Origin of the sequence: Rhodobacter sp. (genome assembly GCA_020637515.1) — a bacterium.
GTDB lineage: Bacteria > Pseudomonadota > Alphaproteobacteria > Rhodobacterales > Rhodobacteraceae > Pararhodobacter.
Map to the genome: position 1 here is coordinate 1,570,057 of JACKKG010000001.1, position 15,897 is coordinate 1,585,953.

Annotated in this window: 18 protein-coding genes; 4 read left to right on the plus strand and 14 right to left on the minus strand. The window is 69.2% G+C overall.

Annotated elements, in window-relative coordinates:
- Positions 1-4: 4 nt before the first annotated feature.
- Together H6900_07595 and H6900_07600 are read right to left on the minus strand one after the other, a co-directional pair.
- A complete protein-coding gene (locus H6900_07595) occupies positions 5-1,678 on the minus strand; it encodes a F0F1 ATP synthase subunit beta (protein ID MCC0073139.1) in 1,674 nt (557 codons plus the stop codon).
- Positions 1,605-2,570: an arsenic resistance protein gene (locus H6900_07600; protein MCC0073140.1), complete on the minus strand. Its 966-nt coding sequence runs from the start codon at positions 2,568-2,570 to the stop codon at positions 1,605-1,607. Before H6900_07600 ends, H6900_07595 begins: the two co-directional genes overlap by 74 nt.
- A gap of 100 nt (positions 2,571-2,670) precedes the next feature.
- Between H6900_07600 and H6900_07605 the strand changes: the two genes are divergently transcribed.
- The gene (locus tag H6900_07605; GenBank protein MCC0073141.1) at positions 2,671-3,261 is read left to right on the plus strand and encodes a TetR family transcriptional regulator; all 591 of its coding nucleotides are present in this window, start codon (positions 2,671-2,673) and stop codon (positions 3,259-3,261) included.
- 2 nt (positions 3,262-3,263) lie between these two features.
- Here H6900_07605 and H6900_07610 read toward each other — a convergent pair whose 3' ends face one another.
- The 5 genes from H6900_07610 to ettA all read right to left on the minus strand — a co-directional run bounded on the left by H6900_07610 (position 3,264) and on the right by ettA (position 8,051).
- Positions 3,264-4,136: an N-acetylmuramic acid 6-phosphate etherase gene (locus H6900_07610; GenBank protein MCC0073142.1), complete on the minus strand. Its 873-nt coding sequence runs from the start codon at positions 4,134-4,136 to the stop codon at positions 3,264-3,266.
- Positions 4,133-5,032 (minus strand): N-acetylglucosamine kinase, encoded by a 900-nt coding sequence (locus H6900_07615; protein MCC0073143.1) that lies wholly within the window; start codon positions 5,030-5,032, stop codon positions 4,133-4,135. The genes H6900_07610 and H6900_07615 overlap by 4 nt, the downstream gene beginning before the upstream one ends.
- A gap of 66 nt (positions 5,033-5,098) precedes the next feature.
- Positions 5,099-5,485, minus strand: coding sequence for a DUF302 domain-containing protein (locus H6900_07620; protein ID MCC0073144.1), 387 nt, complete (start codon positions 5,483-5,485; stop codon positions 5,099-5,101).
- Positions 5,486-5,552: 67 nt separating this feature from the next.
- Complete coding sequence (locus H6900_07625) at positions 5,553-6,263, minus strand: hypothetical protein (protein MCC0073145.1); 711 nt, start codon at positions 6,261-6,263, stop codon at positions 5,553-5,555.
- Between the two features lie 132 nt (positions 6,264-6,395).
- Entirely contained in the window at positions 6,396-8,051 is a 1,656-nt protein-coding gene (gene ettA, locus H6900_07630; protein MCC0073146.1) for an energy-dependent translational throttle protein EttA, read from the minus strand.
- 182 nt (positions 8,052-8,233) lie between these two features.
- Between ettA and H6900_07635 the strand changes: the two genes are divergently transcribed.
- Together H6900_07635 and H6900_07640 are read left to right on the plus strand one after the other, a co-directional pair.
- The gene (locus H6900_07635; protein MCC0073147.1) at positions 8,234-9,115 is read left to right on the plus strand and encodes an SPFH/Band 7/PHB domain protein; all 882 of its coding nucleotides are present in this window, start codon (positions 8,234-8,236) and stop codon (positions 9,113-9,115) included.
- Positions 9,115-9,399 carry a hypothetical protein gene (locus H6900_07640; GenBank protein MCC0073148.1) on the plus strand — a complete coding sequence of 95 codons (285 nt, stop codon included), beginning with the start codon at positions 9,115-9,117 and terminating at the stop codon, positions 9,397-9,399. Before H6900_07635 ends, H6900_07640 begins: the two co-directional genes overlap by 1 nt.
- Here the strand turns inward: H6900_07640 and H6900_07645 are convergent.
- The 6 genes from H6900_07645 to rocF all read right to left on the minus strand — a co-directional run bounded on the left by H6900_07645 (position 9,378) and on the right by rocF (position 14,794).
- On the minus strand, positions 9,378-9,755 hold the full coding sequence (locus tag H6900_07645; protein ID MCC0073149.1) for a YigZ family protein: 378 nt from the start codon (positions 9,753-9,755) through the stop codon (positions 9,378-9,380). The genes H6900_07640 and H6900_07645 overlap by 22 nt on opposite strands.
- Positions 9,755-10,747 carry an LLM class flavin-dependent oxidoreductase gene (locus H6900_07650; GenBank protein MCC0073150.1) on the minus strand — a complete coding sequence of 331 codons (993 nt, stop codon included), beginning with the start codon at positions 10,745-10,747 and terminating at the stop codon, positions 9,755-9,757. Before H6900_07650 ends, H6900_07645 begins: the two co-directional genes overlap by 1 nt.
- Positions 10,748-10,808: 61 nt before the next feature.
- A complete protein-coding gene (locus H6900_07655) occupies positions 10,809-11,792 on the minus strand; it encodes a sel1 repeat family protein (GenBank protein MCC0073151.1) in 984 nt (327 codons plus the stop codon).
- A gap of 58 nt (positions 11,793-11,850) precedes the next feature.
- A complete protein-coding gene (locus tag H6900_07660; GenBank protein MCC0073152.1) occupies positions 11,851-12,753 on the minus strand; it encodes a sel1 repeat family protein in 903 nt (300 codons plus the stop codon).
- A gap of 56 nt (positions 12,754-12,809) precedes the next feature.
- Positions 12,810-13,856, minus strand: a complete 1,047-nt coding sequence (locus H6900_07665; GenBank protein MCC0073153.1) for an ornithine cyclodeaminase — start codon at positions 13,854-13,856, stop codon at positions 12,810-12,812.
- On the minus strand, positions 13,856-14,794 hold the full coding sequence (gene rocF / locus H6900_07670; GenBank protein ID MCC0073154.1) for an arginase: 939 nt from the start codon (positions 14,792-14,794) through the stop codon (positions 13,856-13,858). The genes H6900_07665 and rocF overlap by 1 nt, the downstream gene beginning before the upstream one ends.
- Before the next feature lie 155 nt (positions 14,795-14,949).
- Between rocF and H6900_07675 the strand changes: the two genes are divergently transcribed.
- Positions 14,950-15,384 (plus strand): Lrp/AsnC family transcriptional regulator, encoded by a 435-nt coding sequence (locus tag H6900_07675; GenBank protein ID MCC0073155.1) that lies wholly within the window; start codon positions 14,950-14,952, stop codon positions 15,382-15,384.
- Between the two features lies 1 nt (position 15,385).
- On the opposite strand, the gene H6900_07680 is transcribed toward H6900_07675, so the two are convergent.
- A complete protein-coding gene (locus H6900_07680; protein ID MCC0073156.1) occupies positions 15,386-15,814 on the minus strand; it encodes a MarR family transcriptional regulator in 429 nt (142 codons plus the stop codon).
- Between the last annotated feature and the right edge of the window lie 83 nt (positions 15,815-15,897).

A 15,897-nucleotide genomic window follows, 5' to 3' on the forward strand; every position in this document is an offset into this window, starting at 1 on the left:
GCGCTCATGTCGCGCGGGTCTTGTGGCGATGCTCGGCCTCGCTCAACGGGCCGACCATGTAGAACGAGGCCTCGGCCCAGTCGTCGCACGCGCCGTCAAGGATCGCCCGGCAGCCGGCCACGGTGTCGGCCACCGCGACGCTGCGCCCCTCCATTCCGGTGAACGGCGCGGCGACGAAAAAGGGCTGCGTCAGGAACCGTTGCAGGCGCCGGGCCCGGCCGACCAGGCGCTGTTCGTCGCGGCCCAGTTCCTCGACCCCCAGCAGGGCGATGACGTCGCGCAATTCCTCGTAATGTTCCATCAACTGGCGCACATCTGCGGCGGTTCGGGCGTGTTCGGCGCCGACGATGGCCGGGTCCAGCAAGGCCGAGGTCGTCGTCAGCGGGTCGATCGCCGGATAGATGCCCTGCGCCGCAAGGTCGCGCGACAGGATCACGGTGCTGTCCATATGCGCGCTGATCGCCGAGACCGCCGGGTCGGTGAAATCGTCGGCCGGGACATAGACGGCCTCGATCGCGGTGATCGCCGCCCGCCCGCCCGAGGTGATGCGCTCCTGCACCTCGGCAACCTCGGTGTCCAGCGTCGGCTGGTAGCCCACGCGCGACGACATGCGCCCCAAAAGGCCCGAGACCTCGGCCCCGGCCTGCACGAAGCGGAACACGTTGTCCATCAGCAGCAGCACGTTGCGCCCCTGTTCGTCGCGCAGGTATTCGGCCACGGTCAGCGCGGTCAGCGGAACCCGCCAGCGCGCGCCGGGCGGTTCGTTCATCTGGCCATAGACCAGCACCGTGCGGTCGAGAACGCCATAGCCCGCCATGTCGTGCAGCATCTCGTGCCCCTCGCGCGAGCGTTCGCCGATGCCGGCAAAGACCGACACGCCGTCATAGCCGGCGACCATGGCGTGAATGAGTTCGGTCACCAGAACCGTCTTGCCGACGCCCGCGCCGCCGAACATCGCCGCCTTGCCGCCCTGCACCAGCGGCGCCAGCAGGTCGATGATCTTGATCCCGGTTTCGAAACGCGCCAACCGCGGGGCGCTGATGGCGGGATGTGCGGGCGGGCGGTGAATGGCGCGGCGGGGCGTGTCGGCGGGCAGGGGCGGGCCGTTGTCGCCGGTGCGGCCCTGCACGTCGATCAGCCGGCCCAGCACCGCGTCACCGACCGGCACGGTCAGCGGCCCGCCGGTCGGAGCGGCAGACATCAGGCGCGACAGCCCCTGCGTCGGTTCCAGAGCGATGGCGCGAAAGCGGGCCGAGTCGAGATGGGCCTGAACCTCGCAGGTGATCTCAAGCCCGCCGGGATCGGCGATCACCGCGTCGCGGATCGCGGGCAAGGCCCCGTCGTCGCAGGCGAAATCGATCACCGGGCCGCGCACGGCGATGATCCGCGCGTGGCTCACCGAGGGCCCCGCGCGGTGCCGCGTGGCCGCGAGACGGGGGCGCCGGCCCGGTCGCCTGATCGGCAAACTCGCATCATCGTTGGGTTCCCGCCACCACCAGCGCCAAAGCGCGCGTCGGGCGCCAGTGAACGCCCGTTTGGGGCAAATGACAATCCGCCCGCGCCGCGCGACCCGACACGAGAAGGTGAGCGCCCGCCGCCCGCGCTCAGACGGGTTTGGGGCCAAACGCGCGGTCGGCCAGGCGCACGGACCAGGCGGCGGACTGCACCTGCACCACATAGGCCAGCGCGATCAGCAACGCCGCCTCGGCGCCCTCGGGGCCAAACAGGTTCATCGCCAGCGCCAGCGCGATCGACAGGTTGCGCATCACCGTGCCATAGGTCAGCGCGATCGCGTCCCCACGCAGCAACATCCAGCGCCCAAGGCCAAAGGCCAGCGCATAATTGACCGCGTAGAGCAGCAGCAGCGGCACCAGCAGCCAGACCACCGTGACCGGATCGGCCACCAGCACCCGCGCTTGCAGGGCGATGGCGACAAAGGCGATGCCCAGCACCCCCAGCGTCGAAAAGGGCGGGAACCGGGGGGCCCAGGTCTTCTGGAACCCGGGCATCGTGTGGCGGCGGATCAGCCAGGCCCGCGTCAGTTGTCCGGCGACCAGGGGCAGCACCACGATGACGGCGATCTGGCGGAACACCGCGATCAGATCGACGGGCACCCGCGCCCCCGCCAGCACCATCAGGTAAAAGGGCGTCAGGATCGATCCCAGGATCAGCCCCACGACGGTCATCTTGATCGCCGCCGGCAGGTTGCCACCCGCCATTCCGGTCCACGAGATCGTCATGCCGCTGGTTGGCAGCAGCCCCGCCAGCAGCAGACCCACCGCCGCATAGGGGCGGTCGGGAAAGAACAGCAGCCCCAGCGCAAGCGCCACGAAGGGCACGATCAGGAAGTTCACGCCCTGCGCCAGCACCTGCACCTTCAGGTGCCCGCTTTCGCGCAGCTGCGACAGCTTCAGCCCCACCATCATGGGATACACCATGAGAAAGGTCAGCGGCACGATCAGCGCCTTCAGCCAGCCCGTGGGGGCCAGCAGCCCATAGATCAGCCCCAGCACCATCGCCACGGGAATGGCCAGCGTCAGGTTCTTGGTCATGCGTTGGATCAGGCGCATCGGCGGCTCCGGCGTGCGGCGGCGGTCTGGCGCCGCGGGGGTGGGTTTTCAGTCGGGGCAGATTATGTTAGTGATTGATTACTTACAACGGGGCTTTCGCATGGCGCGTAAATCTGCCGCAGAGCGCAAGGCCGACATCGTCGCCGCGCTTTTGCTGCTGGCCGACCGGATCGGCCCGGACCGGCTGACCACCACCGACATCGCGCGCGAAGTGGGCGTGACGCAGGCGGCCGTCTTTCGGCATTTCCCGACCAAGGCCGCGCTGTGGACCTCGGCCGCCGAGGGAATCGCCGCACGGCTCGAGTCCGGCTGGCAGGCCGCGATTGCCGCCAATCCGCGGCCGCGCGACCGCCTGCGGGCGCTGCTGGCGGTGCATCTGAGCCTGAACGAAACCTGCCCGGCCATGCCGGCGATCCTGAATTCGCGCGAACTGGCGGCCGATGACGTGGCGTTGCGCGCGCGGTTCGGCGGGATCCTGACGCAGTTCCGGGCGCATCTGGGCGAGGCGCTGGCGGCAATGGCGCAAGACGGGGCGCTGGCCGCCGATCTGGACCTCGCAGAGGCGGTGGACCTGCTGGCGGCGCTGGTGCTGGGCTTGACGCTGCGCTGGGGGCAAAGTCCGCGCGACACGTCGCTCGGTGACCACGGGATGCGGCTGATCGACCGGCAACTTGCGCTGTTCGCGCGCTGAGATCAGAGCACGCGCGCCAGTTGCCCGCCCACCGCCGCCAGGCGCGCGCGCGCGGTTTCGGCGTCCAGGTCCAGCAGCACCATCGCCAGCGCGGTCTTGATCGTTCCGCCCGTGGCCAGCGCGGCCCGCGCCTGCTCTGTCGGGCAACTGGCGAGGTCGGCGACCATGGCGACCGCCCTTGCGTGCAGTTTGGCGTTGGTGGGGCGCATTTCGACCATGCGGCCGCGCCAGACATGGCCCAGCCGCACCATGATGCCCGTGGACAGGCTGTTCAGCAGCACCTTCTGCGCCGTGCCCGCCTTCATCCGGGTCGAGCCGGCGATGATCTCTGCCCCGGTGTCGGCCACCAGCGCCAGGTCGCAATCGGCCCGCATCGGGGCGTCGGGCGCGTTGAACAGGCCGATGGCCAGCGCCCCGGTCGCGCGGGCATGGGCCAGCCCCGCGCGCGTGTAGGGCGTCCGCCCCGAGGCCGCGACGCCGATTACCACGTCCCGCGGCGACAGCGCGGCCGCCGTCAGCGCGGCCACGGCGGCAGGGGCGTCGTCCTCGGCCCCTTCGATGGCGTGGACCAGCGCCGCGTCGCCGCCGGCCATCAGCGCCAGCGCCCGGTCGCGCGGCCAGTCGAACGTCGGCGGAAGCTCTGCCGCGTCCAGCACCGCCAACCGCCCCGAAGTGCCGGCGCCCAGATAGATCAGCCGCCCCCCCGCGGCCAGGCGCTGGGCGGCGGCGTCGATGGCCTGGGCCAGCGTCTCGGCGGTGGCGGCGGCCGCGGCGGCGGCGGCCAACTGCGTTTCCAGAAGCGCCGCCGCCAGGTCGCGGGTTGGCCAGGTTTCCAGGCCGTCGAACCGCGGCGCGGCCTGTTCGGTGCTGCTCATGCCGGGGCTCCTTGGCCGATGCGGGCCATCGTCGCGGCATGGGCGGCGGCATCGACGGCGGGGAAATGCAGGGGGATGTCGGGCACGGCGTCTTGCATCGCCATGGCGATCGCGGGGTGCAGCCGCAGCACACCGCCGATCACGCCGACCGGCGCGAGGCCGCATCGGGCGACCAGCACCCGCGCCAGCCGCGCCAGTTCGACGCCCGCGCGCGTCATCAGGGACAGCGCCAGCGGGTCGCCCTGGGTCGCGGCGGCGGCGACGGCGGGGGCCAGTGTCCCGATGGCGCCACGATCCAGCCCATAGACATGGCGGCGCACCGGCTCCCAGCCGCTGCCGCCCACCGCGTCCCAGAAATGCCGCGCCAGGACCTCGACCCCGTCGGGGCGGCCGGTTTCGTCGATGCGGCGGAACAGCCCGTCCAGCGCCCTCAGCGCGATCCAGGCCGCCGATCCGCCGTCGTCGATCAGCGTGCCGCGCCCGCCGACCAGCGTGACCGCGCCCGCCGCGTCGATCGACAGGCCCACCGACCCCGTGCCGGCCGCGACCAGATGGCCACCGCCCTGTGGAAAGGCCGCGTGCCAGGCCAGGGCCATGTCGTTCAGCACCTGGATACGCTGGGGGGGCAGGGACAGCGCGGCGCCGATGGCGGCAACCACCGCCGGGTCCCGCGCAAGCCCCGCGCCGGTCACGCCCAGGCAGGCGGCCGTCACCGCGCCGGGCAGGGCCGCGGGAATCGGCGCCAGGGCCCGGTGGAACGCGTCGCGCGCGGCTTGGGTGAACAGCAGCCCGGTGGCGCCGTCGGTTTCGCCGCGCGCCACCTCGACCCCGTCCGCCGCCCGGCGCGCGACCCACCGCGTCGCACTGCCGCCCATGTCCACGCCGAGGACCAGCATCCTCTCGCTCCTGCCTTGCCCGGGCGGGTTATAGCGGGTTTGCGGCGGGGGCGACAGCGGGTGTGATCAGATCGCCGCGACCGCCTCGGCCAGCATGGCGCGCACCTGGCCGGCGACGGCGATCAGGTCGGCGTTGTCGATCGCCGCCATCGAGGCGACCGGGTCGATGGCCGAGACTTCGACCCCATCGGGCGTTTCGCGCAGGATGACGTTGCACGGCAGCATCGCGCCGACCCGCGCCTCCATCCCGATCGCCTGCCAGGCCATGCCCGGGTTGCAGGCGCCCAGGATGCGATAGCCCGCCATGTCCTTGTCGATCTTCTTTTTCATCGTCGCCTGCACGTCGATCTCGGTCAGGACGCCGAAGCCCTTCGATTGCAACGCCGCGCGGGTGCGGGCATCGGCGTCGGCCATGCTGGCGCCGGGGATCAGACGGTCGATGGTATAGGACATGGGGGCCTCCTTGCTTGCCGATGGCAAGATGGGGGCGGGGCGCCCAGGCCGCAAGGGGCGTCGCGTTTCAGCCGTGCGGACCCCACAGGGGACGTGCCGAATCGCCAATGGAATCCAGCAGGTTGTCCCGGATCAGGCCCAGATAGGAATCGGGGAACAACGAGCGGTCCAGATCCTGAAGGAAACCTTCGGCCAGGCCCGAGACCCGTTTCTGCGCACTGCGCGCCACATGGCGCAGATCGACCGGCGTCAGCCGCTCGCCGACCCAGCCTTCGCGGGGGGTCAGCACCAAGCGGTTGCCGCGCACCAGCGTCAGGTCGGCCACGCGCGGATCGTCGGGGGCCTCGGTCAGCAGTCGGCGCAGCTCCTTGATCGGTTCGTGATCGGCATACATGCGATCCGCCGCCGGCCAGTCGGTGGCAAAGGTATAGTAATTGTCATCAAAGCACGATGCGACGATTTCCTCGTCATTCCGAAACAGCGGCTCCAGCGGCGTGTTCGCGCGGGTGCGTCCGTGCAACGCCGGGTAGTGATGCAGCCGGCGCAGGGTGCGCGACAGGTTGGTGCCGTCGAGATCGCCGATGCGGCGGCGAATCGGGTCCAGCCGGTCCTCGGGCAGGCCCAAGAGGATCTGCCCGTCCTGCACCAGACGGTTGAACAGGCGTTTCTTGACGCCGACACCGATCAGCGCGGCCAGGATTTCCTCGCCTGCATGGCGATCCGACAGGCAGACCTGTTGGAGACTGTGGGCATGAATGTAAACGCGGCGACTGGACATGACAGATCCTGCACAAGGGTCGAAGGTGAACCAAACGCAGTGAGTGTCGCAATCGAAAATGGCGGGATTGGGCCGGCTTTCGGGCGGTCGTCTGGCCGCATCACGCGGCCAGACACGCCCGTGCCTGCGGCGTCAGCGGCTGAACTTCTTGTATTTCACGCGCTTGGGTTCCACGGAATCGGGGCCCAGGCGGCGGATCTTGTCTTCCTCGTAGGCTTCGAAGTTGCCCTCGAACCATTCGACATGGGCCTCGCCTTCGAACGCCAGGATATGCGTGCAGAGTCGGTCCAGGAAGAAGCGGTCGTGCGAGATGATGACCGCGCAGCCGGCGAAATCGTCGAGCGCGGCCTCCAGCGCCTGAAGGGTTTCCACGTCCAGGTCGTTCGTCGGTTCGTCGAGCAGCAGCACGTTGCCCCCCGAGCGCAGCAGCTTCGCCATGTGCACCCGGTTGCGTTCGCCACCCGAAAGCTGGCCAACCTTTTTCTGCTGGTCGCCGCCCTTGAAATTGAACGCGCCGCAATAGGCGCGGCTGTTCATCGTGGCATCGCCCAGTTCCAGCACTTCCAGACCTTCGGAAATCTCTTCCCAGACGGTCTTGTTCGCATCCAGCGCGTCGCGCGACTGGTCCACATAGGCCAGTTTGACGGTGTCGCCATAGCTCACGGTGCCGGCGTCGGGCGCGAGCTGGCCGGTCAGCATCCGAAACAGCGTGGATTTCCCCGCGCCGTTCGGGCCGATTACGCCGACGATGCCACCCGGAGGCAGGCTGAAGCTCAGGTCCTCGATCAGCAGCTTGTCGCCCATCGCCTTCTTCAGGCCCTCGACTTCGATCACCTTGCCGCCCAGCCGCGGGCCGTTGGGAATGATGATCTGCGCAGTGGTGATTTTCTCGCGCTCGGATTTCGAGGCCATTTCCTCGTAGGCGTTGATCCGGGCCTTCTGCTTGGCCTGGCGCGCCTTGGCGCCGGCGCGGATCCATTCCAGTTCCTTTTCCAGGACCTTCTGGCGCGACTTGTCCTCGCGCGCTTCCTGCGCCAGGCGCTTGGCCTTTTGTTCCAGCCACGAGGAATAGTTCCCCTCGTAGGGGAGGCCGCGCCCGCGATCGAGTTCGAGGATCCAGCCGGTGATGTCATCCAGGAAATAGCGGTCATGGGTGACGCACAGGATCGTGCCGGAATATTCGATCAGGTGCTTTTGCAGCCAGGCGATGGTTTCAGCGTCCAGGTGGTTGGTCGGTTCGTCCAGAAGCAGCATGTCAGGCGCTTCGAGCAGCAGCTTGCACAGGGCCACGCGGCGCTTTTCCCCGCCCGACAGGGTCGCCACGGCGGCGTCGTCCGGCGGGCAGCGCAGGGCCTCCATCGCGACGTCGATCTGGCTGTCCAGATCCCAGAGGTTCTGCGCGTCGATCTCGTCTTGCAGGCGGGCCATCTCGTCCGCGGTCTCGTCCGAGTAGTTCATGGCCAGTTCGTTGTAGCGGTCCAGCTTGGCCTGCTTTTCAGCAACCCCCAACATGACATTGCCGCGCACGTCGAGGCTGTCGTCAAGCTGCGGTTCCTGCGGCAGGTAGCCGACCCTGGCGCCCTTGGCCGCCCAGGCCTCGCCGGTGAAATCCTTGTCGATGCCGGCCATGATGCGCAGCAGCGTCGATTTCCCCGAGCCGTTCACGCCGACGACACCGATCTTCACGCCGGGCAAAAAGTTCAGGCGGATGTTCTCGAAACACTTCTTTCCGCCGGGATAGGTCTTGGACACGCCGTCCATGTGATAGACATACTGATAGCTGGCCATGCCGCAGGCTCCAACGATAACGGGAATTTGCCCCTGTCCCTACAGGGCGCCGGCGCGTGCTGCAAGCGGTGGCTCTTTCCCTTTGGCCCGGCTTTGCCCATACTGGCGGCGTTTTCGATTGATCCGGCCGTGACGTGAAACCCGACGAACTTCTCCCACAGCCCTCTGTTATGGAGTCCCTGATGTCCTCCTCGATGATCGGCGGCGGCAGCATCGTGCTGCTTCTCCTTGCCATTTTCATTATCATTTCGATTTTCCTGGGCGTGCGGATCGTGCCGCAGTCGCAGAAATACGTTGTCGAACGCTTTGGCCGGCTGCGCGCGGTGCTGGGTCCGGGCATCAACCTGATCGTGCCCTTCGTCGATACGGTGGCGCACAAGGTGTCGATCCTGGAGCGCCAGTTGCCCAACCAGCGGCAGGACGCGATCACCACCGACAACGTTCTGGTGCAGGTGGAAACCAGCGTCTTCTATCGCATCATGGAGCCGGAAAAGACCGTCTACCGCATCCGCGACGTGGACGCGGCGATCCTGACCACGGTGGCAGGTATCGTGCGGTCCGAAATCGGCACGATGGAACTGGACGAAGTGCAGTCGAACCGCGCCCGCCTGACGCAGAAGATCGGCGCGGCGATCGCGGACGTGGTCGATGACTGGGGCATCGTCGTGACGCGCGCGGAACTGCTGGATGTGAACCTTGACGAGGCCACGCGCGCGGCGATGTTGCAGCAGCTCAACGCCGAACGGGCCCGCCGCGCCGCCGTGACCGAGGCCGAGGGCCGCCGCCGCGCGGTGGAGCTGGCCGCCGACGGTCAGCTCTATGCCGCCGAACAGGAAGCAAAAGCCAAGCGCGTCACCGCCGACGCCGAGGCCTATGCCACCGGCGTCATCGCCGAAGCCATCGCCAAGAACGGGCTCGAGGCGGCGCAATACCAGATCGCGCTGGCCCAGGTCGAGGCGATGAAAAAGGTGGCCGAGGGGCAGGGCAAACAGACCATCGTGCTGCCCGCGCAATTGATGGATGCCTTTGGCGACGCCTTCAAGATGCTGAAAGGAAAACCGTGATGCAATCGCTCTGGTGGATCTGGATCGCCGCCGGTCTGGGGCTGGCGATCCTCGAGGTTCTGGTGCCCGGATTCCTGTTCGCAGGCTTTGCCGTGGGCGCGGTCGTCACCGGTGCCGTCATCGGACTGGGCATTCCCGGCGCTGGCTGGCTGGCGGCTTCGCCGGTCAACGCGCTGGTGGTCTTCGCGGTGATCTCGGTCGTCGCCTGGCTGGTGATGCGGTCCGTGATGGGCGTGCGCAAGGGGCAGATGAAGCGCATCGATCACGACATCAACGAAAGCTGATCCGCGGCTTTCAAGGTCTCCAGATAGATCCGGACCGCGTCCTGCACATGCCGGAAGCGGTCGCCCCCAAGATGCTTGCCGCCGAACCAGCGGGTGACCACGACGATATGGTGGTGCAGCCCCTCGCGTTCCAGCATCCGCACGATCACCATCCCCGCGCCGGCCTCGCCGTCGTCGTTCCTGACCGGCGCCCCGTCGATCAGGCAGGCCCAGGAATTGTGCGTGGCCCGGGCGAATTTCTTTTGCCGCTTCAACGCCTTCAGGAACGCCTTCGCCGCGTCCTCGGTGGCGCACGGGCCGCCCGAGACGGCGTATTTCGACCCCCGGTCGCTGATGATCCCGTCGAGAACCCGCATCAGCCTGTCAGGCCGCGCAGGACCTCGGCGCCGATCTGGATGGACCGGATGCGCGCGGCGGGGTCGTGGATCGCGCCGGAAAAGATCATCTCGTCGGGTTGCGTGCGCTCGATCAGCCGGGACAATTGCGCGCGCAGCGTATCCGGCCCGCCGGTCGCGGAAAACGACAGCGCGCCCTCGGCCTGCGCCAGCACGCGCGCGGGCACCAACTGGTCCAGGTTGGTGACGGGCGGCGGCAGTTTCCCGGGCTGGCCACTGCGCAGCCGGGCAAAGGACAGCACTTGCGACGACCGCAGGAACCGGGCCTCGGCATCCGTTTCGGCGGCGAAAAGCCCGGCGGCGACCATCGCATAGGGGCGTTGCAGATAGGCCGACGGCTGAAAGCGTTCGCGGTAGATCGCCAGCGCCTCGTCCAGCGCGCCGGGCGCGAAATGCGAGGCGAACGCATAGGGCAGGCCCAGATACGCGGCCAGTTGCGCCCCGAACAGGCTGGAGCCCAGGATCCAGACCGGCACCTGCGTGCCGGTGCCGGGCACGGCCCGCACCCGGGCATCGGGGCTGTCGGGGCCCAGATAGGCCAGCAGTTCCATCACGTCCTGGGGGAACTGGTCCTCGTTCGTCATGTGCCGCCTGAGCGCGCGCATGGTCAACTGATCGGTGCCGGGCGCCCGGCCCAGACCCAGGTCGATGCGACCGGGATAGAGGGTCTCGAGCGTGCCGAACGCTTCGGCGACCACCAGAGGCGCGTGGTTCGGCAGCATGATGCCGCCGGCGCCCACACGGATCGTGCGGGTGGCGCCTGCGACATGGCCGATGACCACGGCGGTGGCGGCGCTGGCGATGCCGGGCATGTTGTGATGTTCCGCCAGCCAGAAGCGGTGATACCCCGCCGCCTCGGCGGCGCGTGCCAGCGCAACGGTGTTGCCCAGGGCGTCGGCCGGGGTGGCGCCCTCGGGGACGGGCGACAGGTCGAGAAGGGAATAGTGATGCACGGCAAAGCTCCTTTGACGCGATAGCTAAGCCCTGCCGCCGCCGCTGCCAAGGCGTTGCGGGTCAGGGCAGCAGGTCGGCGCCGTCGCAGGCCATCGGATCGCCCAGCGCGCAGCCGCGTTCATAGGCGACACGCGCCCGCGCGACGTCGCGCGGCACGCCCCGCCCGCCGGCCAGGATATCGCCCAGCGTGGTGCAGGCGTAGCTGTCCTGCCCGTCGCAACCGATGTCGAACAGCCGCAGCGCCTCGTCCATGTCGGGCGGCAGCCCCAGGCCCGAGCGGTGGGCCTCGGCCAAGTTGGTGCAGCCGACCGGCTCGCCGTGCGCGCAGGCCAGGCGGTAGAGGTCGCGCGCCACGGCCATGTCCTGCGCCACGCCGTCGCCGGTCTGGTGGCGAAAGCCCAGCTGCGCACAGGCCAGGAACTGGCCCGCGTCGCAGGCCCGGCGCAGCAGGGCCGCGGTGTCCTCGGGCGGGGCGCTGCCCCACAATTCCGCCAGTTGCGCCTGCCGCAAACAGGCGTCGGGCCAGCCCGAGCGGCATTGCTGATCCAGCAACGAGAACCCGGCCTGCGGTTCGCCGGGGCCGCCGCGCCCCTCGATCCGCATCGCGGCAAAGCCGGTGCAGCCCGGGGCGGCCATCCGGTCGGGCCAGGCGTCGCAACCGGCGCGATACTGGTCGCGCGCGCTGCGGTCGCTGGCCGGCAACCCGGCCAGGCCGTTCTCATAGAGCGACCCCATGATCCCCGCAGCCAGTGCCGGCAGGGCCTGGCCGGCGTCGGTCAGCAGCGTCGCGGCGCGCGGGTCCTGAGGATCGGCGGCCAGCAGCGCGCGCGCCAGCAGCACCGCCAGAAAGGCGTCCCCCGGGGCCTGTTGCCGGGCGTCCTCGCAGGCGGCGACGGCCGCGGCCGGGTCGGCGATGCGGTAGGCGCCCGCGCTGCCCTCGATCCGGGGCAGGGCGGGGTATCCGGCCAGACGGTCGCAGGGGGTCTCTTGCGACAGGGCCGGGGTGGCGAGGGCAAACAGGGCGGCGATCAACAAGACGCGCATGGAGTCTCCATCCGGTGACGGGGCCGAGCCTAGCACGACACGGGCGTCTGCCAAGCCCTCAGCGCAGCGCGTCGGCACGCTGGCAGGCATCGCCATCGCCCGAGGCGCAGGCGCGGTCCAGCACGGCGGCGGCACGGGCGGGATCGGCCGGCACGCCGGTGCCTGTGCGATAGGCTTCGGCCAGGTTCTCGCATCCCAGCCACAGACCTTGGGCGCAAACCCGTTCGTAGGTCGCGACGGCGGCGGCCCGGTCCTGCGGCACCCCGTCGCCGGTGGCCTGACGGCTGGCGTAGTTGTTGCACGCCATCGGGTCGCCCGCCGCGCAGGCCTGCCGATAGAGCGCCAGCGCGCGCGGCAGGTCGCGGCGCACCCGCAGCCCCTGTTCGTATTCGTAGCCCAGCGCCTGGCATCCCCGCGCCAACCCCGCGTCACAGGCGCGTTGCAGCAAGGCGATGGCCTGATCGCCCGGTTCGGTGCCGGGGGTTTCCAGGATCAACCGGCCGAGGTTGGCGCAGCCGATCGCCGCAAAGGGCGGCGCTGCGCCGTCGCAGGCCTGACGAAAAAGCGCCCCGGCCTGCACCGGGTCCACCGGCAGACCGCCCCAGCCGTATTGGTGGAACAGGCCCAGCCAGGTCGCAACGGCCCCGGCGGGGGCGTTCGCGATGCCCTCGACCAGGGTGCGGGCGCGCGGATCATCGCGATCCGCGGCGATCCGCGCGCGCGACAGTTGCAACCGGAAGAGCGGCTCGGACGGATAGCGCGCCACGGCGGTTTCGCACGCGGCAATCGCGGCGGCCGGATCGCGCACCGCAAAGACGGTGGCGATCCCGGGGGCGCGGGGCGCGTAGTCCAGCCCCGCCAGCCGGTCGCAATCGGTCTGCGGCGCGCCTTGCGCGACCGCCGCCGAACGGGCCAACAGCACCGCCAGGGCCACCAGAACCAGACCAGAGGGACGGACCATAGCCTCACCAAAGGGTCGGGGCGCCGCGTTACCACCGCGCCCGTTGCCCCCGGATTTCAGCACGCCCGCATGAGCATTCCGTAAAGATCGCGCGGATCGTCCGGGTCGGCGATCATGTCCAGCCGCGGCGCGTCCGGTCCCAACTGATCGGCCAGCCAGCACAGGGCCGAGAAATCCTCGATCGCGAAGCCGACGCCGTCAAACAAGGTGACGTCGCGGCTGCTCTGCCGGCCGGGCGCGGCCCCGCTCAGCACCTGCCACAGCTCGGTCACGGGGTGGTCGGCGGGCATCTGCTGGATTTCGCCCTCGATGCGGGTTTGCGGTTCGAATTCGACAAACGTCCGCGCCCGCGCGACGATTGCCGGGGCCAGTTCGGTCTTGCCGGGGCAATCGCCGCCGATGGCGTTGATATGCACGCCCGCGCCGATCATGTTGTCGTGCAGAACCGTCGCGTTGCGCTTGTCAGCGGTGCAGGTCGTGACGACCTGGGCGCCCTCGATGGCGGATTCGGCGCTGGCGCAGGGGATCACCGTCAGCCCGCTGTCCGCCAGGTTGCGCGCGCATTTCGCTGTCGCCGCCGGGTCCAGATCGTAAAGCCGCACCGTGTCGATGCCGCAAACCGCCTTCAGCGCCAGCGCCTGGAATTCGGCCTGCGCGCCGTTGCCGATCAGCGCCAACACCGACGCGCCGGGCGTCGCCAGCGCGCGCGTCGCCATCGCCGAGGTGGCGGCCGTGCGCAACGCCGTCAGCAGCGTCATTTCGGCCACCATCAGCGGATAGCCGGTCGCCACCTGCGACAGCACGCCAAAGGCGGTGACCGTTTGCAGGCCCGCGCGCGTGTTGGCGGGGTGGCCGTTGACGTATTTGAACGCGTAGCGATCGCCGTCCGACGTTGGCATCAACTCGATCACGCCGATCGCCGAATGCGAGGCGACCCGCGCCACCTTGTCGAACCGCGGCCAGCGGCGGAAATCGGTCTCGATCCGGTCGGTCAGGTCGATCAGCGCGCGCTCCAGCCCGATGCGATGGGTGATCGCCATCATCTCGGCGACCGAGACGAACGGAACCAGCGCCTGCGCCGAGGGTTTCGGAAAGTCCCGCATCACGCCTGCCCCCGGTAGCTGCGGGTCGGTCGGTCGAACACCTTGCGGCCCATCAACGAAGCGACCAGATCGACCATCAGATGCGCGGTGCGCCCGCGCTCGTCCAGGAACGGGTTCAGCTCGACCAGGTCCAACGAACTGACCAGCCCCGAATCGTGCAGCAATTCCATCACCAGATGGGCCTCGCGGAAGGTCGCGCCACCGGGCACGGTGGTGCCGACCGCGGGGGCGATCATCGGGTCCAGGAAATCCACGTCGAGCGACACATGCAAGAGGCCGTCGGCGGCGTGAACCCGGTCGAGAAACGCCTTCAGCGGCTTGACCACGCCGTGCTCGTCCAGGACGCGCATGTCATTGATGGCAATCTCGTTTTCCAGAAGCGCGGCGTGTTCGGCGGCATCGACGCTGCGAATGCCGAACAGGCAGATGTTCTCGGGCGGCACCACGGCGGGGAAAGGCGGGAATTCGGGCATGGACCGGCCGGCAAGATAGGCGACGGGCGTGCCGTGCAGATTGCCCGTCTGGGTGGACGCGGTCGTGTGAAAGTCGCTGTGCGCGTCGAGCCACAGAACGAACAGCGGCCGGCCCTGCGCGCGCGCCGCGGCCGCGACGCCCGCGACCGAGCCCAGCGACAGCGAATGGTCGCCGCCCAGAAAGATCGGCAGACCCCGGCGCGCGGCCTCGGCGCCGGTCTCGGCCAGGGCGGCGGTCCAGCCCAGCGTCTCGGGCAGGTGATGAACGGCGGGGTTGGGGCAGGTCGCCGGCACCGCCGTCGCGGCCACGTCGCCCAGGTCGGTGACGCGATGGCCCAGGCTCTCAAGCGCCTGCGCCAGGCCGGCGGTGCGATAGGCGGCCGGGCCCATGAGGCAACCGGGACGACGTTGGCCGCTGTCAACGGGCGCGCCGATCAGCAAACAGTTGCGGGGGGTCGCGGTCATGGGGGCCTCCTTGGTTGCGGAGGCTATCGCACGGGGGCGCCAACGGTTTCATCCACCGTATTGACCATTCCGGACGCAGGATTGCGCAAAATGGTCATGCGATCTATACATTTCGATCATGCCCCCCCTCCCAGCCAAAGCGCCCGAGGCCGCCCGTGGATGACACCGACCTGCGTCTGATTGCCTCCCTGAAGCGCGATGGCCGCGCCGGCCTGGGCGAATTGGCGCTGCACCTTGGGATCAGCCGCGCGACGGTGCGGACCCGGCTGGCGCGGCTGATCCAGACGGGCGAAATCGCGGGGTTCACCATCCTGACCCGCACCGATCTGGTCGAAAGCCCGGTGCGGGCGCTGATGATGGTGGCGATCGAAGGGCCGGGCACCGACCGGGCGGTGGCGCGGATGCTGGCGCTGGGCGCGGTGCAGGCGGTTCATTCGACCACCGGGCGCTGGGACGTGATCGTCGATCTGGCGACCGACAGCCTGACCCATCTGGACGAGACCCTGGCCCGGATCCGCAAGCTCGACGGCGTCAGCCAGTCGGAAACCCACCTGCTGATGTCCACCCGCCGCGCGACCGCGGCGCGCTGAGTCACCCTTGCTGGAACAGCCGTTCCAGCACCCGCAGCCCCTCCTCCAGCTTGCGCCGGTCCTCGGGGCTGAGCGGGGCCAGCATGGCCTCGGTGGCGGCCTCCACCTCGGGGCGGATGCGGTTGAAGGCGCGCCGGCCCTTCAAGGTAAGCGCGGCATGGGCGACGCGCCGGTCGGCGGCATCGGTGCGCCGGGTGATCCAGCCGCGGGCCTCCAGCTCGGCCAGGGCGCGGCTGACCTTGGTCTTGTGCGCCGGCACGCGGGTGCACAGCTCGCTCGCGGTCAACGACGGGGCCTCGGCCAGGTTCAGCAGAACGCGCCATTCGGGCCGGGTCAACTCGTGCCGGCGGCGATAGATCGGCCGCGTGTATTCCGAGGTCAATTCCGCCAACAGGTTCAATCGGTATGGCAGATAATCTTTGAGAAACATGGCTTTGAATGTCCCCGTTGATAGTTACATTTTCAACTAATACCCTGCCTAAAGATGATTCGCAAAGGCACGAAACAGGAAGT